23 protein-coding genes are annotated in these 23021 nt (G+C 57.2%); 16 read left to right on the forward strand and 7 right to left on the reverse strand.

Features of this window, described 5'->3' with window-relative positions; translation table 11 throughout:
• Nucleotides 1-37: 37 nt before the first annotated feature.
• A complete protein-coding gene (gene nadE, locus QMG40_RS06290) occupies nt 38-859 on the reverse strand; it encodes an ammonia-dependent NAD(+) synthetase (RefSeq protein WP_283529144.1) in 822 nt (273 codons plus the stop codon).
• A 44-nt stretch (nt 860-903) separates the two neighbouring features.
• Nucleotides 904-1707, reverse strand: coding sequence for a FadR/GntR family transcriptional regulator (locus QMG40_RS06295; protein WP_283529146.1), 804 nt, complete (start codon nt 1705-1707; stop codon nt 904-906).
• 139 nt (nt 1708-1846) lie between these two features.
• Here QMG40_RS06295 and QMG40_RS06300 point away from each other — a divergent pair, with 139 nt between their 5' ends.
• The 9 genes from QMG40_RS06300 (at nt 1847) to QMG40_RS06340 (ending at nt 10474) form a co-directional block, all read left to right on the forward strand.
• The gene (locus QMG40_RS06300; protein WP_283529149.1) at nt 1847-3130 is read left to right on the forward strand and encodes an ABC transporter substrate-binding protein; all 1284 of its coding nucleotides are present in this window, start codon (nt 1847-1849) and stop codon (nt 3128-3130) included.
• An 87-nt stretch (nt 3131-3217) separates the two neighbouring features.
• Complete coding sequence (locus QMG40_RS06305; protein WP_283529152.1) at nt 3218-4153, forward strand: carbohydrate ABC transporter permease; 936 nt, start codon at nt 3218-3220, stop codon at nt 4151-4153.
• Nucleotides 4154-5041, forward strand: a complete 888-nt coding sequence (locus QMG40_RS06310) for a carbohydrate ABC transporter permease (RefSeq protein ID WP_283529154.1) — start codon at nt 4154-4156, stop codon at nt 5039-5041.
• Nucleotides 5042-5052: 11 nt separating this feature from the next.
• Entirely contained in the window at nt 5053-6201 is a 1149-nt protein-coding gene (dgoD, locus tag QMG40_RS06315) for a galactonate dehydratase (RefSeq protein ID WP_283529156.1), read from the forward strand.
• Nucleotides 6202-6206: 5 nt separating this feature from the next.
• Nucleotides 6207-6863 (forward strand): bifunctional 4-hydroxy-2-oxoglutarate aldolase/2-dehydro-3-deoxy-phosphogluconate aldolase, encoded by a 657-nt coding sequence (locus QMG40_RS06320; RefSeq protein WP_283529158.1) that lies wholly within the window; start codon nt 6207-6209, stop codon nt 6861-6863.
• Nucleotides 6864-6870: 7 nt separating this feature from the next.
• Nucleotides 6871-7842, forward strand: a complete 972-nt coding sequence (locus QMG40_RS06325; RefSeq protein ID WP_283529160.1) for a sugar kinase — start codon at nt 6871-6873, stop codon at nt 7840-7842.
• Between the two features lie 47 nt (nt 7843-7889).
• Nucleotides 7890-9119, forward strand: a complete 1230-nt coding sequence (gene manD / locus QMG40_RS06330; protein WP_283529162.1) for a D-mannonate dehydratase ManD — start codon at nt 7890-7892, stop codon at nt 9117-9119.
• 83 nt (nt 9120-9202) lie between these two features.
• Nucleotides 9203-9769, forward strand: coding sequence for an orotate phosphoribosyltransferase (gene pyrE / locus QMG40_RS06335; protein ID WP_283529164.1), 567 nt, complete (start codon nt 9203-9205; stop codon nt 9767-9769).
• 78 nt (nt 9770-9847) lie between these two features.
• Nucleotides 9848-10474: a thymidine kinase gene (locus QMG40_RS06340; RefSeq protein ID WP_283529166.1), complete on the forward strand. Its 627-nt coding sequence runs from the start codon at nt 9848-9850 to the stop codon at nt 10472-10474.
• Between the two features lie 30 nt (nt 10475-10504).
• Here QMG40_RS06340 and QMG40_RS06345 read toward each other — a convergent pair whose 3' ends face one another.
• Complete coding sequence (locus QMG40_RS06345; RefSeq protein WP_283529167.1) at nt 10505-11014, reverse strand: GNAT family N-acetyltransferase; 510 nt, start codon at nt 11012-11014, stop codon at nt 10505-10507.
• A gap of 116 nt (nt 11015-11130) precedes the next feature.
• The gene (gene phoA / locus QMG40_RS06350; protein WP_283529169.1) at nt 11131-12858 is read right to left on the reverse strand and encodes an alkaline phosphatase; all 1728 of its coding nucleotides are present in this window, start codon (nt 12856-12858) and stop codon (nt 11131-11133) included.
• Nucleotides 12859-13131: 273 nt separating this feature from the next.
• Here phoA and QMG40_RS06355 point away from each other — a divergent pair, with 273 nt between their 5' ends.
• Nucleotides 13132-13656, forward strand: coding sequence for a hypothetical protein (locus tag QMG40_RS06355; protein WP_283529170.1), 525 nt, complete (start codon nt 13132-13134; stop codon nt 13654-13656).
• Between the two features lie 184 nt (nt 13657-13840).
• Here the strand turns inward: QMG40_RS06355 and QMG40_RS06360 are convergent, their stop codons facing one another.
• Nucleotides 13841-14635, reverse strand: coding sequence for an HAD-IIA family hydrolase (locus tag QMG40_RS06360; protein WP_283529172.1), 795 nt, complete (start codon nt 14633-14635; stop codon nt 13841-13843).
• A 148-nt stretch (nt 14636-14783) separates the two neighbouring features.
• Here QMG40_RS06360 and QMG40_RS06365 point away from each other — a divergent pair, with 148 nt between their 5' ends.
• The 3 genes from QMG40_RS06365 (at nt 14784) to QMG40_RS06375 (ending at nt 17037) form a co-directional block, all read left to right on the forward strand.
• Complete coding sequence (locus QMG40_RS06365) at nt 14784-15413, forward strand: TrmH family RNA methyltransferase (protein ID WP_283530120.1); 630 nt, start codon at nt 14784-14786, stop codon at nt 15411-15413.
• 175 nt (nt 15414-15588) lie between these two features.
• Nucleotides 15589-16611: a class II fructose-bisphosphate aldolase gene (fbaA, locus tag QMG40_RS06370; RefSeq protein ID WP_283529174.1), complete on the forward strand. Its 1023-nt coding sequence runs from the start codon at nt 15589-15591 to the stop codon at nt 16609-16611.
• Nucleotides 16612-17037: a DUF3151 domain-containing protein gene (locus QMG40_RS06375; RefSeq protein WP_283529176.1), complete on the forward strand. Its 426-nt coding sequence runs from the start codon at nt 16612-16614 to the stop codon at nt 17035-17037.
• A 96-nt stretch (nt 17038-17133) separates the two neighbouring features.
• Here the strand turns inward: QMG40_RS06375 and QMG40_RS06380 are convergent, their stop codons facing one another.
• A complete protein-coding gene (locus QMG40_RS06380) occupies nt 17134-17901 on the reverse strand; it encodes a DUF2249 domain-containing protein (protein WP_283529177.1) in 768 nt (255 codons plus the stop codon).
• A gap of 74 nt (nt 17902-17975) precedes the next feature.
• Between QMG40_RS06380 and QMG40_RS06385 the strand changes: the two genes are divergently transcribed.
• The 3 genes from QMG40_RS06385 to QMG40_RS06395 are packed head-to-tail and all read left to right on the forward strand — an operon-like array spanning nt 17976 to nt 22620.
• Nucleotides 17976-18713 (forward strand): helix-turn-helix transcriptional regulator, encoded by a 738-nt coding sequence (locus tag QMG40_RS06385; protein ID WP_283529178.1) that lies wholly within the window; start codon nt 17976-17978, stop codon nt 18711-18713.
• Nucleotides 18710-19888, forward strand: a complete 1179-nt coding sequence (locus QMG40_RS06390) for a hypothetical protein (RefSeq protein ID WP_283529180.1) — start codon at nt 18710-18712, stop codon at nt 19886-19888. The genes QMG40_RS06385 and QMG40_RS06390 overlap by 4 nt, the downstream gene beginning before the upstream one ends.
• Entirely contained in the window at nt 19885-22620 is a 2736-nt protein-coding gene (locus tag QMG40_RS06395) for a multicopper oxidase domain-containing protein (RefSeq protein WP_283529182.1), read from the forward strand. Before QMG40_RS06390 ends, QMG40_RS06395 begins: the two co-directional genes overlap by 4 nt.
• Here QMG40_RS06395 and QMG40_RS06400 read toward each other — a convergent pair.
• Nucleotides 22604-22861, reverse strand: a complete 258-nt coding sequence (locus QMG40_RS06400; protein WP_283530142.1) for a hypothetical protein — start codon at nt 22859-22861, stop codon at nt 22604-22606. The genes QMG40_RS06395 and QMG40_RS06400 overlap by 17 nt on opposite strands.
• Nucleotides 22862-23021: the final 160 nt, after the last annotated feature.

Genomic DNA, 23021 nt, shown 5'->3' on the forward strand with positions numbered 1-23021 from the left:
TACCTTGAATATACGCCCGGTTTATATGGCCAGAGCGCTACTTCCACCAAGTGTCTAGTAGGGAAACCGGGGTGGCACGTTTGTGCCGGCTCTGTATAAAACGGCGTTCGATGGATTCGGCGGCAGGCTCGGGGATGGTCTTGCCTTCGAGATAGTCGTCAATGTCGTTGTAGGTAATACCGAGCTCGTCCTCGTCAGTGCGGCCGGGAACACCATCGAGCAGGTCGGCGGTGGGATCCTTGTTCCACAGCCGTTCTGAGGCGCCTAGTTCTTTTAGAAGTTCCCGGTTTTGACGCTTGTTCAGTGTGTAGAGGGGCAGGATGTCCGCGCCGCCGTCACCAAATTTAGTAAAGAAGCCCGTCACGGACTCCGCAGCATGGTCGGTGCCTATAACCAATAGGTTGGCCTGCCCCGCCAGTGCGTACTGAGCGATCATGCGCGAGCGTGCTTTGATGTTGCCCTTGTTGAAGTCAGTGACATTCTCGGTGGCAGTTTTGGCGAACTCGGTTTCAAAGCCGTCCACGGCCGCTGCAATATTGAACGTCCATTCGGTTTTGGCACTGATGAACTCCATGGCGAGCCGGGCATCGTCCTCATCGTGCTGTGCGCCGTAAGGCAGGCGAACGGCGATGAAGTTCACCTCAATGCCCTCGGTGGCGAGTTCCTCTACGGCCAACTGTGCCAAACGTCCGGCCAGGGTGGAATCCAGGCCGCCGCTGATGCCCAGCACATAGCCTCGAGTCCCAGTTTTTTTGAGGTACTCCTTGAGGAACTCCACCCGCCGTGTTATTTCCGCCCGCGGGTCGATCTGGGGCTGGACGCCGAGTTCACCAATGATCTGAGCCTGTAATTCGCGCATGTGATCAGCCTATCGTGTGCGTGTTTCTGCGGTGAGTAGACCTTCTATGGGTGGGTGACATTCCAGATGTCCCCCATTTCATCCATTGATTGCTCCACGATTTTTGTCATAGCCGTTCGGGCGTTCTCGCTATCTCCTCGCTGGATGGCAGTAGCGACGTCAACGTGAAGCTGCATGGCTTCTTGGTTCGGGATGTGCGGCATCAATCCGTGTTCAATGCGTCCTGTGAGGACTTCAGTGATCAGAGAGTCCAGCTGACCAAACATAGCGTTTCCCGAGCTTGCCAAGAGTTTCGCGTGGAAGAGCACGTCAAGTCGGAGGAATTCTTTGAGGTCCCCATCATGGCCAGAGGCCCACATCTGCGCGGAGAGAGCCACGAGCTCGCTTGCCTGCGTGGAACTGGCACGGTGAGCGGCTAATTTGGCGGCGTGTGGTTCTACAGCAGACCTGAGTTCGCTGAGGCTGCGGAGCTGCTCGATCCGGCCGTCAGAAGCCAGCCGCCATCGAATAACGTGGGGGTCATAGAGATTCCATGAGGCTTCGGCCTGGACCACCGTGCCAAGTCGCCGCCGTGAAGCCAGCAGACCCAACGACGATAGAACCCGAATGACTTCGCGAATCACTGACCGTGAAACGCCGTAGTGCAGCTCGAGCTCTTCAATGCGAAGAACGGCATGAGGAGCGAGCTCACCTGTCACAACAGCCAGGCCGATCTTGTCAACCAAAGAAGAATGCAAATACCCTCTTGGCGATGCGCCGGGCAAGGTTTTGGGGGCTGTCACCAAGCTGGAGCTCGAGATGTCTGCAGTGACTGGGGACAGTGAGCCAGTTGCCCGGGGTGCTTTCATTGTGCATCGTACCGATCTGGTTACACCTATTGATTAAGTATGCCTTATGTGACTAGCATCTCACATAAGGCATATATGTTGCTGTGCCGACGAACGTGTCCGGAGCCCCGAATCCGGCCTAATCGAAAAGGAAGTCGTAATGAAGCGACGCTCTGTACTCCAACTTTTAGCTGTTGCCGTTGTAGTTCCGTTTGGTGTCACTGCCTGCGGAGGCGCAGATGATGCCAAGGCCTCCGGCACAGTTCGTGTCACGCTAGCGAACCATGTTTGGACCGATGGAATTAAAGCAGCAATTCCCGAATTCGAAAAAGAGTCAGGCTTAAAGGTTGAACTCACGCAGCTAGGAGAGGACCAGCTCTCGGACCAGTACAACGTGAAACTTAACGCCGGCAGCGACGAAGTCGATGTGATGATGTACCGCCCGCTCCAAGAGGGCAAGTCCTTTGCCAGGAATAAGTATTTGGCCGATCTTACCGAGCATGTCAGCTCCGATAGCGGCTGGGATTGGAAAGACTTCCAGAAGGGACCGGTTACCGCTAGCACCTTTGAAAACAAGGTTGTGGGTGTGCCAATCATTACCGAACGAGAGGTTCTCTACTATCGCAAGGACCTTCTCGAGGCTGCGGGCTTGTCGGTGCCCAAGACTATGGATGAGCTGGAAGCTGCAGCAAAGAAAATCTCTGAAGACAATAGTGATGTTGCTGGGTTCGTTGCTCGCACCAATAAATCAGCGGCCGTTACACAGTTCTCCAGCTTCTTGTACAGCTTCGGCGGAGACTTCATGGACGATTCTGGTCAGTCCACAATCGCAACCCCAGAGGCCAAGGCCGCTTACGCCTACTACGGTGGATTGCTGCACAACTACGGTCCAGCCAACGTCAGCACGGATATGAGCTGGCCCGAGGCTATGGCCATCTTCACCCAAGGCAACGCTGCGTTCTATACAGAGGCAGATTCGCTTTACAAGAACGCCATGGATAAGGAAAAGTCCAAAATCGCTGACAAAGTTGGTTTTGCTGCTTTCCCGGCCGGTCCGGCAGGATCGAAACCATACAATATTCCTTCCTGGGGACTAGGCATCAACTCGGCGTCAAACAATCAGGACAACGCTTGGAAGTTCATCCAATGGGCCACTTCTAAGGAACGTACCCTAGAGGCTCAAAAGGCAGGCGTACCCGGACCTCGGGCCTCAGTTTGGGCAGACCCCGCAGGTATCTCTACATATCCGAAGGACCTTGCCGAAGCCATCGCTTTTAGCGCCGAAAACGGTGTGGGCCATGACCGTCCCCTCGTAATAGCTGTAGGCAAGGCTCGCGAAATTGTGGGTGAACCGATTGTTACGGCCATCACCGGCGGTGATTCCGCGGCTGCGGCAACGACATCAAATGAAGCCTTCCAGAAGTTCTTGGACACCGACAAATAAAGTCTGACGTGCGTGGTTGGCGGCCAACACCAGCCAACCACGCCCACCATGAAACCCGCTTATTCAGCACAACTCCTTAGGTGAACCATGACCGTTTCTTCCAAGTCCGAGGCACGGCCAAGGACCGTGGCGCAGTCCAGCGCCTTTTCCAACTGGGCGAACAAACACCGTAAATGGTTGTTTGCATCGCCCGCCATGATCTTCGTGGGACTGTTGATTGTCTTCCCACTCGTTTGGACCCTATACCTGAGCCTGACTGATTCGCGTGGCTCAGTGCGTGCTCCGTCGGATTTTATTGGGTTCGGGAACTATCTCACGGTCTTATCCGATTTTGATAGGTTCTGGCCTGCTGTTGGGAGAACCGCCTACTTCACCGTTACAGCACTCGTGGTGGAGATGGTGGTGGGCATGATGATCGCGCTGCTGCTCTGGCGGCCTTTTCGCGGCGAGAAGTGGGTTCGCGTAGCTATCCTCCTGCCTCTGGTGGCGACACCTGTGGCCGTGGGCATGATGTGGAAGCTAATCTTTGACCCGAATATGGGCTTCGCCAACCAAATGTTGGGCTGGTTTGGCATCCCGGCCCAACCCTGGCTTTCGGGCCAGGCTACGGCACTACCAACCACCATTTTCATGGATATTTGGCAGTGGACGCCCATGGTGGTGCTCATTCTGTTGGCCGGTCTGACGTCGCTACCCGAAGAAACGGATGAAGCCGCCCGTGTAGATGGCGCAAATGCTTGGCAACGTTTCTTTTTCGTGACCCTGCCGCTGTTGAAAACAACCGTCATTGTCGCCGTACTGTTGCGCAGTATTGACGCATTGAAAACCTTCGACATTCTCTACGCCACTAAAGGCAAAGGCGGCGGCTCCTTCCATGAGGTCGAAACACTGAACGTCTATGCCTATGGGCTGAGCTTTGACTACAACGAATATGGGCTTTCATCGGCAGTGCTCATTATCTTCTTTTTGATCATCATCGGGTTCATGTGGATCCTGACCCGGCGCAGGAAAGGAAACAACTAAATGGCGCATTCAGTGATCCCCCAAGGCAAATCCGTGGTGACGCCTGCACGCTTAAGCAATGCCAAACGCAAAAAACCGCGAGGTGTACGCGCATACACGGCATTCCGAGTGGCAGCGCTGATCGTGATCGTGTTAGCACTGCTGGCGCCGCTCGGCTGGCTTGTTGCTTCGTCGCTCAAGACAAATGTGGACATTTATGACCCGACAAAGACGATCTTCTTCACTCCAACTTTGGAGAATTACGTCAACGTCTTGACCCGCAACAATTACTTCGTTTACATTTTCAACAGTTTTTGGGTTGCTCTTGTCTCTACTGTGTTGTCACTGGTCTTGGGTGTTCCAGCGGCCTACGCCATGAGTAGGTTCACCATGCATCGTTCAGCGTTGGTAGTTCTGATGGCCCGTGTCATCCCTGGAATCTCGTTGCTGGTGCCCTGGTACTACGTTTTCTCCAACCTGCGCATGGTTGGTGGCTTCTCCGTGCTGATCATGAGCCACATGTTTGTGGCACTGCCTTTGGTTGTTTACATCATGATCAGTTACTTCGACTCCATGCCTTTGGAACTGGAAGAATCAGCCCAGGTAGACGGGCTGACCCCCATTGGTGCATTTCAGCGGATCACGCTACCGCTGTCCGTTGGTGGCATGGCGACGGCCGGAATCCTGTCTTTCATCTTTTCTTGGAACAACTTCATGTTCGCATTAGTGCTCTCGGGCGCTAAAACTAAGACTCTTCCAGTGGCCATTTTCGATTTTGTTTCATACGCCAGCATTGACTGGGGCGGACTTATGGCTGCGGCCACCGTTGTCACGGTCCCGATCATGGTCATTGCTCTCTTCACGCAAAAATACATCGTCTCCGGCATGACTGCCGGAGCCATCAAGTGATAGGCGCCTTCGTGAACCGCATAGTAAAAATTGAAACATTCATGGTCCCACCGCGGTGGCTGTTTGTCCGCGTTGAGACCGCAGATGGCATTGTCGGCTGGGGGGAGGCTACCTGCGAGGGACGCAGCGAAACTGTGCGCACCGCTGTGGATCAACTTTCAGAAATATTGCTCGGTTCCGATGCGCTTCGGATCGAGGACCACTGGCAAGTAATGACGAAAGGTTCGTTTTATCGTGGCGGGCCCATCCTGGCCAGCGCTGTCTCTGGGCTGGATCAGGCGCTATGGGATATTGCAGGTAAATATTTCAATACTCCTGTCCACCAGCTGTTGGGAGGGCATGTCCGAGACAGGATTCGTGCCTATGGGTGGGTAGGCGGAGATGAGCCCGGTGAAGTTGCAGAGTCTATTCAGGCGCAGATTGATGTTGGATTGACCGCTGTGAAGATGAACGCAAGCGGACGCATGAGTCCGCTCGGTTCTGTTGCTGACCTCGACGGAGTGGTCCGCCGAGTAGCTGCGGCACGGGAAGTCTTGGGTGAGCATCGTGACGTGGCCGTGGACTTCCACGGCCGATTCACCTTGGCCAACGCCCGTCGGGTGGCGCCGCTATTGGAGCCGTACAGACCGTTCTTCCTCGAGGAACCCGTAGTGCCGGAGAATACGCACCTTCTGCGTGAATTCACCTCTTCCACCAACATCCCAGTCTCCACAGGCGAGCGTCTGTACAGCCGGCAGGAGTTCTTACCGGCGTTGCAAGCCGGAATCGCTGTTGCACAACCGGACCTTTCCCACGCGGGTGGCATAACGGAAGTACGCAAAATTGCGGCACTGGCTGAGGTATATGACGTCCAATTGGCCCCGCACTGTCCGCTGGGCCCCATTGCTCTGGCGGCATGTCTCCAAGTTGGCTTCGCAACACCGAATTATCTGATTCAAGAACAAAGCATAGGTATTCATTACAACAAAGGGGCAGAAGTGCTGGACTACGTGGTGGACAAGTCCCCGCTGAAGTTTGTAGACGGTCATTTTGAGCGTCTACTGGGCCCGGGGCTGGGCATTGAAGTTGATGAGAAAGCTGTCAGGGAGGCAGACAAGCGTGGTCATGCATGGCGTGGACCCGTGTGGCGGCACGCTGATGGCTCATTTGCGGAGTGGTGAGGAACATGGGACAAACACCTGAAGAGTTTTTAAATGGAGTGCGGGACGCCAAACTTGTGGCGATTGTCAGGGGCACCGACAGTGACGCGGCGGTTCGGACGGCTCTCTCACTGATGGCAGAGGGCTTTCGCTACGTGGAAGTGGCGCTGACCACGCCCAACGCGGCGGATGTCATAGCGGCCATCCGCGAAACAGCTCCAGATGAGGCTCAAGTTGGGGCCGGGACCGTGCTCAGTATTCGCGACGTTGCTGACGTGGTGGCCGCGGGGGCGCAATTTATTGTCACTCCTGCGCTCGCAGAGTCTATTGGTGCGGCTGTGCGTTGTGGCTTACCCGTACTTGCGGGTGCATATACTCCCACAGAGGTGCTCGAAGGAATGAACCGGGGAGCTACTCTCGTTAAACTCTTCCCAGCTTCTGTTGGCGGGCCACGCTACTTGAAAGCGCTCCGCGACCCCTTCCCAGACGTGCCACTAGTTGCTGTCGGAGGGGTTGGGGCCAACGACGCCAAGGATTATTGGGATGCCGGAGCTGTTGCGGTGGGGCCTGGCAGCCCACTCGTGGGCGACGCTGCATCGGGCACTGGCAATCTGGATAAACTGCGCGAACGGGCGCGAGACTATCTGCGCCAAGCCGCCGACTACTCACCAGCCGAGGGATGATTCGGGCATGTTGCCGGTAGAGCTATTGACCTTCGGCGAAACAATGGTTTCGTTGCGTTCCCGTGGTCCGTTGGCCCAGGGCGGAACTTTAACCATGCATGCGGCCGGATCGGAATCAAACGTGGCTATCGCTTTGGCGCGGCTTGGACACTGTGTCAGGTGGACAGGATGTGTGGGGATGGATCCGCAGGGGGACTTCATTGAACGCCAGCTCCGCAGCGAATCTGTGGAGCTAAGCTTGCGTCGGGATGGGGACAGAAGCACAGGGGTGATGTTCCTCGAGCAACGAACAGCGGACATTGGCAGGGCGTTCTATTACCGCAGCGACTCGGCTGGTTCAATGATTGGGTGGGCGGATCTTGAGCCTGCGCTGGAGGCCGGAACAAAGGTTCTGCATTTGAGCGGGATAACCCCAGCGCTGTCTTCCTCAGCGTTTCAGGCTGTTCAACTTGCTGCCCAACGTGCTTACGAGAGCGGCGTTGTTGTCTCCCTAGACGTGAATTTTCGCAACAAACTCTGGACTCGGGAACACGCTAGGAAAGTTCTTACCTCACTAATCCAACATATACATATAGTGATCGCCTCAGATGACGAATTGGATCTACTCTCAGAAATGTCCTCTGAATTGCATCCCAGCGATTCGTTGGTACCTCGCATTGCCAACGAACTACTAGAGGGCGGTGTTCAAGAAGTGGTCGTAAAATTAGGTGCCGACGGTGCTGACGTGTATTCAGCCGCCGGGTTCCATCATCAAAATGCCTTGAAAGTTCAGGCATCTGACACTGTGGGCGCTGGTGACGCATTCGCTGCAGGGTACTTATCGGCGCTGCTCGACGGTGAGCCGGTGGAGAACAGGCTCCGACGAGGGACCATCATGGGGGCATTCGCTGTGAGCACCGAAGGTGACTGGGAAGGTTTGCCGCGCCGTAGCGAACTTGAATTGTTCAACGACCAGCTTCTAGGTGGGACTGAGCGCTGAGCCCAGTCGCGCCCAATACTAACCAACAGTTTTGGAAGGAAATCCTTGTGAAAATTGTTTCTGCGGAAGTTTTTGTTACGAGTCCTAGTCGGAATTTTGTCACGTTGAAGCTGACTACTGATGAAGGTGTCGTGGGGATTGGTGATGCGACTTTGAATGGACGTGAGTTGGCTGTTGCTGCGTATTTGAGGGAGCATGTGGCGCAGCTGCTTGTGGGGCGGGATCCGCATCGTATTGAGGATACGTGGCAGTTTATTTACCGGAGTTCGTATTGGCGTCGTGGTCCTGTAACGATGGCGGCTATTGCGGCTGTTGATATGGCTTTGTGGGACATCAAGGGCAAGATTGCAGGGTTGCCGGTGTATCAGTTATTGGGTGGGGCCTCCCGGAACGGGTTACGTGCCTACGGGCATGCTTCTGGTGCTGATCTGCCGCAGCTTTTTGATTCGGTGCGTGAGCATTTGGAGTTGGGGTATAAGTCCATCCGCATTCAAAGTGCGGTCCCGGGCATCAAGGCCGTTTATGGTGTTGCTGGGCAGGCTCAGGCGTCGGGGGAGCGTTACGATTACGAGCCTGCTGGGCGAGGCGCGTATCCGCAGGAAGAGGACTGGGATACTCGGGCTTATTTGCGGCATTTACCCACAGTTTTTGAAGCGGTTCGGAATGAATTTGGCCCGGAGATCCCGTTGCTGCATGACGGTCATCATCGGATGACCCCGATTCAGGCTGCGAAGTTGGGGAAGTCTTTGGAGCCATACGATTTGTATTGGCTTGAGGATTGCACTCCGGCGGAGAACCAGGAGGCGTTGCGTCTGGTTCGTTCACACACGACGACACCGTTGGCGATTGGGGAAGTGTTTAACACAATTTACGACTTTCAGGCCATTATCAAGGAGCAGCTCATCGATTATGTTCGGGCGGCTTCAACACATTTTGGTGGTATTTCGCCTCTGAAGAAGGTGATGGATTACGCCGCACAGTATCAGATTAGGTCTGGTTTTCATGGTCCTACCGATATCTCTCCGGTGGGGTTTGCTGCGCAGTTGCATGTAGGTTTGGCTATCCATAATTATGGCATTCAGGAATATATGCAGCACTCTGATGCCACCAACGAAGTTTTTGAGCAGTCCATGACGTTCAAGGATGGATATCTGCACCCTGGAGATGCCCCTGGTATAGGTGTGGGATTTAACGAGGAAGCTGCTGCGGCTTTCCCCTATCAACAGGCTTACCTGCCCTACAACCGCCTCGTTGACGGCACGGTTCACGACTGGTGAACTCTCAGTAGCGCCCGGACCGGCCAACTCAAGGCTTGTCGTGGCGTTCAAGATCGGTGGGGCTGCGATCTAGAATGGATGTCATGACTTCCACTCTTGCCGCCGACCGTGCCCGCCTACTAGAACTTGTTAAGGAGCTGGCCGTTGTTCGTGGCAAGGTGATTCTCTCCTCAGGAAAAGAAGCCGAGTACTACATCGATCTGCGCCGCATCACCCTCCACCACGAGGCTTCCCGCCTGGCTGGCCGGGTCATGTTGGCCATGTTGGACGACGCCGGAATTGAGTTTGAGACTGCCGGCGGCTTGACCATGGGTGCAGACCCAGTCGGCACCGCACTAATGCACGCCGCCGGTGATGCTGGCCGTAATATTGACGCTTTCGTGGTCCGAAAAGCCCAGAAATCCTACGGTATGGGCCGTCAGGTTGAAGGCCCGGAGGTTAGCGGGCGCAAGGTGGTGGTGCTGGAGGATACCTCTACTACCGGTGGTTCGGCGTTGACAGCTGTTGAGGGCGTGCGCAAAGCGGGCGGTAATATTCAGGCGGTTGCCGTCATAGTTGACCGCGATACTGGCGCCAAGGAGCGCATTGAAGCCGAAGCTAACATCCCGTACCTGTTCATCTTTGGTAAGGACGAGCTCGGCCTGGACTAAGGACCCAACCTCCCTGAGGTTTCGGAGCAGATTCAAGCCCGGCCGTCATGAAATTTGTAACCCTTTGAAAGGGCTGTCTTGTCGAAATTGTATTTCCGTCACGGTGCCATGAATTCAGGCAAGTCCACGGGTTTGTTGCAGGCCGCGTTTAACTACGAGGAGCGTGGCCAGCGGGTTCTCCTGGCTAAACCAGGTGTGGACACCAAAGGTGAGAACTCGATTGTTTCGCGTTTGGGTGTCAGTCGTGAAGTTGATTTCGTCATTCCCCCTGGCGCTGATGCGCGGGAGTTATTTGCTGAGAGGGTCATTGGGGACGATCCTGATGCCCTCCTCAAACACGTGGAGCTGGCGCCGGTTGCTTGCCTGCTGATCGATGAAGCCCAATTTCTGGACCCCGCCCAGGTTGATGATTTGTTTCGGATCGCAGTGCTGGACAGAGTGCCAGTGCTGGCCTATGGACTCCGCACGGACTTCCGCACCCGCGCATTTCCGGGAGCGGCCAGGCTCTTGGAAATTGCGCACTCACTGGAAGAGCTGAAAACCATTTGTCGTTGCGGGCGCAAGGCTATGTTCAACACCCGTCGTGTTGGCGGGGAGATAGTGTTCGACGGCGAACAGGTCGCCATTGAAGGTTCTGAGGTTTGGTACGAATCACTTTGCGGCACCTGTTATTTGCAGGAGTCTGGCGGGCAGCTGGGGTCCTGACCATCCGCCCCGGCAGTTATCAGCCGGCTGCTATGTCGAAGCAGTCAGGATTCTCTGGAAGAGGACGCAGTCCTGCCACCGGCCAGCAATTTTCAAGTACGCAGGGGCCACGCCGTACTGGCTAAAACCATTCTTCTCCAGGACCTTTCGCGAGGCAACGTTATGGGGCAAGGTCTCCGCCTGTAGCCTGTGCAGACCGAGTTGGGTCCTTGCGAATTCTACGGCTTCGGCTACAGCCGCTGTGGCCAGGCCTAAGCCGTTTTCATTCTCGCTCACCCAGCAGCCCAGAACAGCCGATTCAAAGGCGCCGCGGACAATGCCGTTGATAGTCAGCCGCCCTGCAACAGCCCCCGCAGAGTTGAGAATGACCATAGGGACCATGGTTCCGGCACTGTAGGCATCCAGCGCTATGCGGGTGATGTCGGTTTGTTTCTCAACAGTGAAGAAATCATCACCGCGCAGTGGATCCCACGGGCACAAGAATTCCCGATTTCTGCCCAGAAGCTCTGTGAGCTGTGCCGTGTCAGTTGGTTCCAGCAACCCGGTGATAGCGCCCGTGATGCACTTCCTTATCTCATTGTGCTGGTGACCAGCTTAACGCCAAAGTGGTGCCGGATCCGGCTGGTTATCAGCTGGAGCCGGCACCACTTTTTCACTTAGTGTCCGGCTGGGCTCAAACCAACTGAACGTCGGCGTAGAAAAAAGCCGCCAGTCAGCAATGCCATAGCTATTAATATCCATAACGTTACCGAAGCGCCGGTAACAGCGAGCGGATTGGAACCGCTGCTGATACCGGGTGCAGCGCCGTTGTCCTTGTCGCCAGGAACAATAACGCCGGCACCTTCTGAAGGATCTTTTGTGTTTGGTGCTGTTGGGCGTGGGGTTTCGCTTGTTGTGGGTGCTGTTGTGGGTGCTGTTGTGGGACTCGGCGTTGGTGTTGGTAAAGTCGCTGCCGGATCGAGCTGAAGCGCATTGCTGACGGTGAAGAAAACATCAGTCTGATCGGTGAATCCAATGACGCGGACTGAGCCGGGACCGTAACCTGCAATGCGCACCTGCGATCCGGTGTGGCCCTGTGACTTACCTTCCTCAGCGGTGCCGTAGCTCATCGTCATGGTCTCCCCGTCAAGGGTGGTCAGACTGCGAGTCAGGCCGGGAGTGTTTTTTCCTGCCGCAATGATCTGGCTGGTGTGTGCGTGATCGGCGGTGACAATGACCATGGTGTTGCCATCGGCCACGGCAAAGTCCATTGCAGTTTTGACGGATTCATCTAAATCAAGGGTTTCGCCAATCTGACCGCAGGGGTTCGCGGCATGGTTCTGCTTGTCAATACTGCCACTTTCAACCTGCAAGAAAAAGCCCTTTTTGCCGTCTTCCAACAGCTCGATGGACTTGGCTGTCATGTCCTTGAGCGTGGGGAGGTTGGCTGTGCGAGCAGGGTTGTCGGTGCAGGAGACAGGAGCCTCGGCACCTCCGGTGTGAGTGGCCAAGGGGCCCTCCCACCGGACGGGCATGTTGCCTGGGGTGAACAGACCCAGTACGGGTGCATCAGTAGATGCGGAATTAATGCCGTTCATTCCGGCTAAATCGGTTACTACGTTAAAGCCGCGCTCGCCGGCCTGCTCAAGCAAGCTCTTGCCGGCATATGTACCGCCCTTGGCTTCTTCGTCGAACGATTCGGAGCCGCCACCCATGCTGACGTCGGGGCGTGTCTGGAGCAGTTGCTCCGAGATGGACCCTTTGCCGCCGTTTTCCAAGGCGTTTTCGGGGCATTTTTTGCTGGTGGCTTCAGGGCCGAAGCAACTGCGGCTGGTGACGTTTGCTACCTGAACTGCTGGGGTTGCATCTTGAATTGCTGTGGTGGTGATGTTCCCGGTCTTCAAACCGTTATCCTTGGCGATCTGCAACAGTGTCTTTTGTGCAGCGCCATTGACATCGACTGAAATGGCACCGTTATAGGACTTTGTGCCAGTAGCCCACGCGGTGCCTGTGGCGGCTGAGTCTGGTACGTAGTTGGGTGCGCCCGTTTCCTTGTTCAGGGAATAGGTGGTGTACTGCCCGGTCAACGGCAAGGCGTCGATGCCGGGAAAAGTACCAGCAGCTCCGTGGATGTAGTTACGGGCAGCAGTGATTTCAGAGTCGCCCATGCCGTCGCCGATGATCAGGATGACATTCTTGGCGGAGCCTTCAGCCAGTGACTTCTGCAGATTTTCGACGTGGTTCTCTTGTACGCGGGTGGCTCCTCCGTGACTTGTGATGTCACCGTCCGGAGCTGCACTGGCAGGGGCAGTAGAACTCAAGGCCAGGATGGCCAATGTTGCGCAAGCAAGCACTATCTGCGCGGTTCCGCGACGTGTAACGGACTTACGTTTCTGGTGAAGCACTGTGTTTTCCCTTCAAAAAGATGCACTTTTTCATGCCGTCTATCTTTAGATTTGCGCTATAAATTCTCCTTGATCAAAAAAGACAAACGTTTTCGAAGGCATGGACTATGGGCAGAGCGGAGATGAACAAATAGTGTTCCTCTGGGGTGTAGACGTTTCTGCGCACGCAGCCGATGGGCTATTGTCCCCATCGCCGGGCTACTTTGCTGCCGCTACGATCAGAGGAGGACGTTGCCAGTCCATTCGACTTATATTTATTAAGGAATTTCCTACATGTCAGTTCAGCCACCGGGGCCGATGTTCTCCGCACCGAAAAAGAAATCTGTGCTTCCTTGGGTGCTTGCTGGCGCCGGCGTGATAGTGCTGGCCGTGATGCTTTTTGCTGCGGTTTTGGTTGCTGGTCTGTTTGGGGCAGGAAGTAAGGTGAACACGGCCGAATCACCGACGCTGGCAGCATCGTTCCAATACCCCCAAGGGTGGGTGCGAACGGGCGAGAACGTCACCGTCATCAAGGAAGATGGCAGCAAACCCGCAGAACGGTTCAATGCCATCAACCGACACAAGGACGCTACGGCTCTGTTGGTGTATGAGGCAGGTGCAAAACCCCGACAAGTGCTCACACAGCGCCAAATCCACGACGCCATAGATACGGGCATCCAAAAACAGGTGGATGCCACCCAAGAGGACCTGGTTTATTTTCGGTCCACCTCAGGTTTTGGTTGTGTTGCAGACTTCAATTACACGCACAAGCCCACCCTCGTGGAACGTGATGGCATGTACGGATACAGCTATGGCTAAACCTGCGAGACCTACAAGGGCGCCGTCACTGGTGAGTACTTTGTCGCTTTTGACGACGCGGGTATCTCGCACAGGATGACAGTTGAGGCACTGCAAACTGAATGGGAACGCAACAAGGAGGCACTGAGCGCCATTATCGACTCGCTCAAACCGGCACTCTAAAGAACCTCAGTAAGCTGGCTGCTTACAGGTGGTCTAGAAGATCGGCTACGGAGTTCATTGTCTGGTCCGGACGGAACGGGTAGGCGTCAATATCCTCGGGTGCTGTGATGCCGGTGAACACCAGAACCGTGTGGAGCCCGGCTTCCATGCCCGCGATGATATCGGTATCCATGCGGTCTCCGATCATTGCAGTGGTCTCTGAGTGTGCCTGGATCCGGTTCATGGCAGAACGGAACATCATAGGATTTGGCTTGCCCACAACGTAGGGCTCCCGACCAGTGGCCTTGGTGATCAACGCGGCGATTGCGCCCGTGGCCGGTAGTGGGCCTTCCGGGGAAGGTCCGGTTGCGTCCGGGTTGGTGGCAATGAACCGTGCGCCGTCAACTATGAGTCGGATGGCCTTGGTAATGGCCTCAAAGGAGTAAGTCCGGGTCTCACCCAACACCACGTAATCAGGTTTCTGATCCGTCAGGATGAAACCGGCCTCGTGCAACGCTGTGGTTAGCCCTGCTTCACCAATAACAAAAGCGCGTCCGTGCGGCATCTGGGACTTTAAGAACTGCGCTGTGGCTAGGGCAGAGGTCCATAGATTCTCCTCCGGAACCTCCAACCCGGAAGCTTTTAGCCTGGCAGCAAGATCGCGCGGGGTGTAAATGGAATTATTGGTTAGCACTAAAAAGCGTCGTGAAGTATCAACCCAGCGCTGGATGAGATCGGCAGCTCCGGGGACGGCCTTGTTTTCATGGACCAAAACGCCGTCCATGTCAGTGAGCCAGCATTCGATGTCGGCGGGCTGGCGATTGGATTGCGTAGTCATGGTTCTCCTTGAGTTGCTGCTTGAGGGTTCCAGTCTTGCAGAGAAATGTGCTGTTGCCGCGATATGTGGGCCGTGTGCGTAAAGTTGAGTGGTGAGTAAAACCGGTGAAAATTCTGCCCCTGACGCCTCTGATCCCTCCGCGGAGCCCGTGTATTTAGAACTGCACCATGAAGTGGGTGTTGGTCCGTGGGAAGGCGAGCTGCCACAGGGTGAGCATTGGGATCGGGAGTTACTAGCTGATGGTGATCGCCGCAACGTACTGGATCAGTACCGGTATTGGAGTATGGATGCCATTGTTGCGGAACTGGACACCCGGCGTCATGACTTCCACGTCGCCATCGAGAATTGGCAACATGATATGAACATTGGCACTGTGGTGCGCACTGCCAACGCTTTCCTGGCTAAAGAAGTGCACATCATCGGACGACGGCGGTGGAACAAGCGCGGCGCCATGGTCACCGACCGCTACCAGCACGTCCGTCACCACCCCACAGTGGATGACTTCGTTACGTGGGCTCGGGGTGAGGGGTTGGCGATCATAGGGATCGACATCTTTCCCGACTCGGAAAAACTTGAAACGTACGAGTTGCCGCGCAACTGTGTGTTTGTGTTTGGCCAGGAAGGCCCGGGTCTCAGCGACGAGGTGCATGCGGCGGCGGAAACCACCCTGTCAATTGAACAATTCGGGTCCACCCGTTCAATCAACGCGGCATCAGCAGCCGGTATAGCCATGCATGCGTGGATCCGCCGGCACGTGTTCAACCAAACAGTTGGCTAAGCCAGCCCGCCGCCTTGGGTGAGCCGGTCCGGCGTCGTACATAAACAAGCCCACAGACGCAACCGCCGCTTCATGTTCTGCCAGACTGGTGGCGCACTGGCTAGGATGGGGGGAGTCATGCGGGAGCTGACCTGTTGTCAGCCTCTTTGAACCGTTCAGCCCAGAGGAGCTCTTAATGCCCATTGCAACACCGGATAAGTATGCCGAAATGATCGACCGCGCCAAGGCTGGCGGCTTCGCCTACCCAGCGGTCAACGTGACATCCTCGCAGACTCTCAACGCAACTCTGCAGGGCTTTGCCGACGCCGGAACTGACGGCATCATCCAGGTTTCCACCGGTGGTGGCGCCTACTGGTCCGGTGCCGGTGTCAAAGACATGGTGGCCGGCTCGCTGGGCTTTGCAGCGTTCGCCCGCGAAGTTGCCAAGAATTACCCCATCAACGTGGCACTGCACACCGACCATTGCCCCAAGGATAAACTGGACGGCTTTGTGCTGCCACTGCTGGCGGCCTCTGAGGCTGAAGTCAAGGCTGGCCGTGACCCCATCTTCAACTCACACATGTGGGATGGCTCAGCGGAGACGCTTGAAGAAAACCTCCGCATTGGCCGCGAACTGCTGGCCCGTACGCACGCCGCCAAGATGATCCTGGAAGTTGAAATCGGAGCTGTGGGTGGCGAAGAAGACGGCGTTGAAAATGCTATCAACGACAAGCTCTACTCCACCATCGAAGACGGACTGGCCACCATTGACGCGCTGGGCTCCGGCGAGCACGGCCGCTACATTACAGCACTGACTTTCGGCAACGTGCACGGCGTGTACAAGGCTGGCAACGTCAAGCTGCGCCCCGAAATTCTCAAGGAAATCCAGGCCGCTGTCGGTGCCAAAATCGGCAAGGAAAACCCGTTCGACCTGGTGTTCCACGGCGGTTCAGGTTCCTCCGAGCAGGAAATCTCCGATGCTGTCTCCTACGGTGTCATCAAAATGAACATCGACACCGACACCCAGTACGCCTACACGCGTCCCGTAGTGGATCACATGTTCACCAACTACAACGGCGTCTTGAAGATTGATGGTGACGTTGGCAATAAAAAGACTTACGATCCCCGCGTCTGGGGTGCAGCGGCCGAAAAGGGCCTAGCAGCACGCGTTGTTGAGGCTGCTACACAGCTCGGCTCCGCAGGAAAGACGAACAAATAAATGAGCGATGATTTCCGCCGGAACCTACTTGGCCCGGAGCCAACACTGCTCCCGGTCGAGGTTGATGTCCAGGCTCGTTTGGATGCGGGGGATGAGGCGGTTGATTTAGCTGCTGCGAACCCCACGTCCTCGCTTTTGTGGGCCATCTTGGCTGATGAGGCGTATGCCGAAGGCCGCACCATTGAGTCCTACGCCTATGCGCGCACCGGCTACCACCGCGGCCTGGATTCACTGCGCCGCAACGGTTGGCGTGGAACCGGCCCGGTCCCGTATGAGCATGAAGGCAACCGTGGATTTCTGCGGGCGCTGTATGCGTTGGGCCGTGCAGCTGGTGCAATCGGAGAAGCGGATGAGGCTGCCCGGATTGCAACGCTCCTCAACGACTCCGATTCGGCCGCCCGGGTCGCGATCGAGGCTGCGCTGTAGCGTCCGTTCCATAAAAGCCGCCGTTTGCGGATTAGGCCACCCTGCGACGGGTGGCCTAATCCGCAAACGGCGGCTTTTTCGGTGTGCGGGAAGAAATTAGTTCCGGATCATGCTCAATTTCCACAGTTCCGGACCGTCTTCTACATAATTGACGGTGAATTTCCCTGCTGAACGCTGCTCCAGCTGGGCCAGTAGCGGGAGCGGGTTGTGGTTGGCTACGAGCAGGATGCCCCGACCGGTGGTGAGGCCTTCCAACGCGCCGAAGATGGTGGCATGGCGGATAGCGTGGGGGATGACGCGGGTATCCAGTTCCGACAGGCCGGGCTCGTCGTGACCTCCGCAGGCGCAGCCGCCCGACGCCGGAACTTGGCTTTCGGTGGCAGCCGCGGCTGTGCGGGCGGGAAGGATCGCGGAGAGTGTGAGCGCACCGTTTTGTGCAAGCGCCGGCAGGATAAGCTCGCTGGCCATTTCCACGAAGATGCCCATAGCTTCTTGGAGACGGCCGCTTGCGTGAACCATCGTCACGCCGGATTCCTGAACCTCAAGTTCCTTCGTTGCGGCCACCAGCCTGGTGCTGTGGGTGGCGGCCAGGGAGGCAAGTATTTTGAAGGAATCGTCGGTGTGCTTAGCATTTTGAAAGGCGTCTGCGAATGCAGCAGCCAGCGGAAGAAGCTCCTTTTCGGCGAAGTCCACCAGTGCTCCCTGGTCCGCTTCTACCAGTTCACCACCGGCGGGATTCGTTGCGGACCTAACAAGGTTACTGCCCAGGGTGTGCACCGTTCCAGCGGCTTCAGCCAGGCGGGTACGGGCATCTTCTAGGGACGCAGCTTCTGTAGAAGAGGAAGCGAGAACAAGGTTATTCACGGTCAAAACCTTTCATGACGACACGAATTTATTGCGAATGGCGATTCTCCGACTATATTACTACAATTAATTCCGTGGAAAATAATAGTCTTGTACCGGCGTCATACGGGCCCAAACCTGGTGGGCCGGATGCTGTCGCACCCATGTCAAAGGCGCGTGCTGGCGTGCTTGGGCGACTGCGCAAAATTGAGGGCACGCTCAGCGTGGAACAACTTTCTTTGAAAACGGGGCAACATGCCAACACCGTTAGAGAACATCTCGAAGCCCTTGTAGATGGCGGCTATGCCACCAAAACTGCCGCACCCAGAGAGGGTAGAGGCAGGCCGGCATGGCTGTATAGTCCTGCCGCCGCTGACCCTGTGGGGTATGCGGGACTTGCTGCGGCCCTGGCGCAGCACTTGGCACTGACCAGTGAGGACCCTGCCGCGGAAGGCGAAGCCGCCGGACGTGCTTGGGCGCGGGCCATGCCAGCTTTTGGACCGGGGCCCGTATCCGGAGTTGCTAGTGCAAAAGCCACCAGTAGCAAGGTGGTGGCGGCACTTGAACAAGCAGGGTTTGGTGTGCAGAAAAACCGTAATGGCCGGGAACTTACTCTAACCCGCTGTCCCATCATTGAGGCTGCGCGCGAGAACCCGGAAGTGGTGTGTGCCGTTCACTTGGGGCTTGTCAAAGAGCTAGTGGTGGGCAGTGGGCTGTCAGAGGATCAAATCATGCTTGAGCCTTTTGCCGGACCCGGGATCTGTTCCCTGCAGATGCCTGAAGATGCTGTGGACACTAATGCAACCACCGAAGCGTCCCTGGAATTCTCATGAGCACCACCAAGCCTGCTGGCATGGAACCAGTTCAAGCCGAGCCGGGCACCACGCCCAGCGCACGCAACAAAGCCAGCGCTGCCCGTCCAAACATGCTGCGCCGGCCAGTCTTCCGCATGCTATTTCTACTTCCAGCTGGCGCGGCACTGCTCATTGGTCTCAACGCTGGCTTGCAGTTATTGGGAGCGGACGCGCCACTGAAAATAGATCGCTTCCCGCAAGTTCACGGCATGCTGCTGGTCCTGAGCTTTGTGGGAACAGTCATTGCGCTGGAGCGGTCGGTGGCCCTGAATAAAGCGTGGGGCTATGCCGCCCCGGCTCTGCTTGGTATTGCGGGGCTGTTGCTGATTTCACCGATTGAGTTGTGGATCGGGAAGGTGGTTCTCCTAGCCGGAACCATGGTCATGACGCTTGTCTACATTCCGCTTTGGCGCCGCCAGTATGACAACGTTGTGCTCATCCAAATCCTTGGCGCCGTGGCCGCCGTAGCCGCTGCGGCGCTGTGGCTGCGAGTGCCCGGCATCATGCACCTGCTGCCGTTCTTAATCACGTATGTGGTGCTGACCATTGCCGGGGAACGGTTGGAACTGGCCCGAATCGGCATCGCCAGCCCCCGAGCCGAGCCGCTCCTGCTCGCCGGCGCTTTTGCTCTTCTTGCCGCCACCACCGCAACTCTGCTGTGGCCGGCTGCCGGGTACCCGCTCTACGGCGTATTGCTGCTTGCCCTCGTAGGCTGGCTGACGGGATACGACGCCGCCCGTAAAACCATCCGTTCCCAAGGCCTGCCGCGCTACATTGCCGCGTGTCTGCTGGCAGGCTACCTCTGGTTAGCGGTTGCCGGGGTGGTACTTGCCCTGCATGACGGGCCACTGACCGGAGCCGCCTATGACGTTGCCGTGCATTCAGTGTTCCTTGGTTTCACCATCTCCATGATTATGGCGCACGCACCTGTCATCCTGCCTGCTGTGCTGCGCAAACCGCTGCCTTACACCTCGGGATTCTGGCTTCCTGCGGGACTTTTGCATATTTCCTTGGCGCTGCGTCTGGGATTGGGCGACGGCGCTGGGCTCAACGGCGCGTGGGTCACCGGTGGCGTCCTGAACGTCATATCAATCCTGCTGTTCGCCGTCATGGCGATTTGGCAGGCCACCCATGCGCAGAAGGCAGCAGCGTGAACATCGGCTCCGCACCAACCCCAGACCCCGCCGCCAACAAGAGCGCCAACAAGAACGCCAACAAGTCAGCCGCCAACAAGAGCGCCAACAAGTCAGCTGCCGGTAGGACCCCCATGAATCGGGCATCCTGGCATCTGCGTGCCAACGCCCCGGCTGTCTTCTGGCTGTTAGCCCTAGTGGTGGTGGTGTTATTTCACCGCAATATTGCCGTTTCTGGCTGGCTTATGGTGCATCTGTTGCTGCTGGGGGCGATCACAAACTCCATCCTTGTGTGGAGCTGGCACTTCGCCCAGGCGCTGTTGCGTGGACCGAACCCGGGCAACCGGGGCATGGCGGCGCGCCTGATCGGGTTGAACGTTGCTGTGGCACTTGTGGTGGTGTCGATGGTCCTGAACGTGTGGATTTTCACGCTCGTGGGCAGCATTGGAGTGGGGCTGGCCGTTGCCGCCCACGCGGTGGTTCTGGGGTTGCGTGCCAGAAAGGCGCTGCCCTCCAGGTTTGGGCCTACTGTCTGGTACTACGTAGCCGCGTGCCTGCTGCTGCCGGTGGGTGCCGGGGTGGGTGCTGCGCTCGCATCCGGCATCAGCGGTGAAGCGCATGTGCGTCTATTGCTGGTTCACCTGGTTGTGAACGTGTTGGGCTTTGTGGGGCTAACCGTTCTGGGCACCCTCATGACGCTGCTGCCCACCATGCTGCGCACAAGAGTGGCCGACGGCGCCGAGGCAGTTGCCCGTCATGGCGCGGTTCCGCTGTTGGCCGGCGTGCTGCTCACGGCTGCCGGGGCAGCGGCAGGGGTAGTGTTCCTGTGTTCATTGGGCCTTGCCGTCTACTTAGGTGGGGTTGTGTATATTTGCGTACCTCTTGCGAAAGCGGTGCGAGTGAAACGGCCCGTAAACTTTGCCCCCTTGTCCGCCATCTCCGCCCTGCTTTGGCTGCTGGTTTCACTGGTATGGCTGCTTTTTCTCTCGTTGACATCCGGAGGCTGGGAGGCGTTGCACCGGGGGATCGAGTCCGTGGTCCCGGTTCTCGCCGCCGGATTCGTGGCCCAAGTGTTGGCAGCGGCGCTGACGTACCTGGTACCCGTCGTTTTAGGTGGCGGCCCTGCCAGGCTCAAGCACCGCACGGCAATTTTGGACAAGGCCGGCTGGTTCCGCGTGGTGCTTGCCAATGCCGCGCTGGTGGTGTCGCTGCTTCCGGTGCCCAGCTTGGTGCGCGTAGGGACCACGTTTCTGGTGTTTGGCGCCCTGGTCTGGTTCCTGCCGCTGCTGGGCATGGCGTTATTTAGCAAGGCCCCCGCTGTAGCGAAAGCACAGCCGGAGAAAGCGGCCGCGGGGTTTGACCCAACCCCACGCAAAAGGATAGGCCAGGGCGCAACCGCACTGGCCGTCGTCGTGCTTGTCATGGTGGCAGGAATTGTGGCTGATCCGCAGGCCATGCCAGGATTTGCCTCCGCAGTCCAGGAGCCTGCCGTAACGGCCACGGGCCAAACCACCACGGTGGAGATGACGATGAAGAACATGCGCTTCCATCCGGACAAGGTTGAGGTGCCGGTGGGGAACAAACTGGTCATTAATCTTGTCAACGAAGACAACATGGTGCACGATCTCATTACGGCCGCCGGCACCGAGTCCGGGCGGCTGTACCCGGGGGATAAAACCACAATCGACGCGGGTGTAATTGGGGCCGATGTAGCCGGCTGGTGCAGTGTGGCCGGGCACAAGCAGCAGGGCATGGTGTTTAGCATCGTGGCCACGGGTGGAAGCGGTGCGCCGCCTATTACCCCTGGCGAGAACGCGCCAGGCGGGGGTATGCCTGGTATGCCTGGTATGGATCATGGCGGGGAATCCGGCGACCCAGCTGCCTTTGATTTCATGAAGGAACCTGCCGCGGGCTTCACCGCGCACGACGCCGTGTTGGCGCCACTGCCGTCCGGAACGGTGCATGAGCTGGCCATCAAGGTCACCGAGGAGGAGCGTGAAGTAGCCTCCGGAGTCATGCAAAAGCTGTGGTTATTCAACGGCACCGCCCCGGGCCCAACACTGCGCGGAAAGGTGGGCGATACTTTCAAAATAACGCTCACAAACGACGGTTCCATGGGCCACTCGATCGACTTCCATGCCGGCGCATTGGCCCCCGATCAACCCATGCGCACCATCAACCCGGGGGAGTCACTAACGTACAATTTCACGGCGACCCGCGCCGGAATCTGGCTGTACCACTGCAGTACCATGCCGATGAGCCTGCACATCGCCAATGGCATGTTTGGTGCCGTGATCATCGAGCCACCAAACCTTGCCACAGTGGATAAGGAATACGTGCTCATCCAGTCGGAGATCTACGCCGGAGCCCAAGCGGGGGTGGCGGACTTGGCGAAGATACAGGCTGAAAAACCTGATGCTGTTGTGTTCAACGGCTACGCAAACCAGTACAAGTTCAGGCCATTGCCGGCCAAGGTGGGCGAGCGGGTGCGGATCTGGGTGCTCGACGCCGGACCCAACCGTGCAACGTCCTTCCACGTGGTGGGAGGCCAGTTTGATACGGTCTGGAGCGAGGGCCGGTATTTGATTGACGGCTCCGATCCGACCGCCGGCGCGCAGGTTCTGCCGCTGGCCCCGGCTCAGGGCGGCTTTGTTGAACTAGCCTTCCCCGAGGCCGGAAACTACCCATTTGTTTCGCACAGTATGATCGACGCCGAGCGCGGAGCCATTGGGGTGTTCAAGGTCCAAAAGTGACGCCTGGATTCTGACGTGCCGTGAGGACACCGCCAGAAGACTCACTCCACACAAGTGCCGAGCGCCTCACAATGGGTGCCTGGTCCAGGCTGTTGACCCACTGGGCTTCGTTCAGGTCTAAGTGAAGGTCGGCGATGATCGTGGGCAAGGAAACGCCAAGAATAGTGCCGTCAATAACGATCATGGACAGCCCAGCCGCCAAGACGCCCAGGCCAGCCCATTTATTGTGTGCGGTTCCCACCGGCGAACCGCTTGTATCGCTGCCGCTGTGTGCTCGGCCCGTGTGCTTTTACAGGCACCTATTGACGGTCATGAACAGGCGAGACTAGCTTGGAAGCAGCCGGTATTATCCGCTCTTCGGAATTTCTACACTGTTTTTGTGTTTTGGCGCACGTCCGCCC

It is taken from the genome of Arthrobacter antibioticus (assembly GCF_030063205.1).
Lineage (GTDB): Bacteria > Actinomycetota > Actinomycetes > Actinomycetales > Micrococcaceae > Specibacter.

What these genes read in the sequence shown, in the direction of transcription:
- QMG40_RS06305 (WP_283529152.1), top strand. Translation starts at nt 3,218, where the DNA reads ATGACCGTTTCTTCCAAGTCCGAGGCACGGCCAAGGACCGTGGCGCAG.
- nadE (WP_283529144.1), bottom strand. Translation starts at nt 859, where the DNA reads ATGCGCGAATTACAGGCTCAGATCATTGGTGAACTCGGCGTCCAGCCC.
- QMG40_RS06320 (WP_283529158.1), top strand. Translation starts at nt 6,207, where the DNA reads ATGGGACAAACACCTGAAGAGTTTTTAAATGGAGTGCGGGACGCCAAA.
- QMG40_RS06295 (WP_283529146.1), bottom strand. Translation starts at nt 1,707, where the DNA reads ATGAAAGCACCCCGGGCAACTGGCTCACTGTCCCCAGTCACTGCAGAC.
- QMG40_RS06360 (WP_283529172.1), bottom strand. Translation starts at nt 14,635, where the DNA reads ATGACTACGCAATCCAATCGCCAGCCCGCCGACATCGAATGCTGGCTC.
- QMG40_RS06375 (WP_283529176.1), top strand. Translation starts at nt 16,612, where the DNA reads ATGAGCGATGATTTCCGCCGGAACCTACTTGGCCCGGAGCCAACACTG.
- QMG40_RS06355 (WP_283529170.1), top strand. Translation starts at nt 13,132, where the DNA reads ATGTCAGTTCAGCCACCGGGGCCGATGTTCTCCGCACCGAAAAAGAAA.
- pyrE (WP_283529164.1), top strand. Translation starts at nt 9,203, where the DNA reads ATGACTTCCACTCTTGCCGCCGACCGTGCCCGCCTACTAGAACTTGTT.
- QMG40_RS06310 (WP_283529154.1), top strand. Translation starts at nt 4,154, where the DNA reads ATGGCGCATTCAGTGATCCCCCAAGGCAAATCCGTGGTGACGCCTGCA.
- QMG40_RS06325 (WP_283529160.1), top strand. Translation starts at nt 6,871, where the DNA reads ATGTTGCCGGTAGAGCTATTGACCTTCGGCGAAACAATGGTTTCGTTG.
- QMG40_RS06300 (WP_283529149.1), top strand. Translation starts at nt 1,847, where the DNA reads ATGAAGCGACGCTCTGTACTCCAACTTTTAGCTGTTGCCGTTGTAGTT.
- fbaA (WP_283529174.1), top strand. Translation starts at nt 15,589, where the DNA reads ATGCCCATTGCAACACCGGATAAGTATGCCGAAATGATCGACCGCGCC.
- QMG40_RS06390 (WP_283529180.1), top strand. Translation starts at nt 18,710, where the DNA reads ATGAGCACCACCAAGCCTGCTGGCATGGAACCAGTTCAAGCCGAGCCG.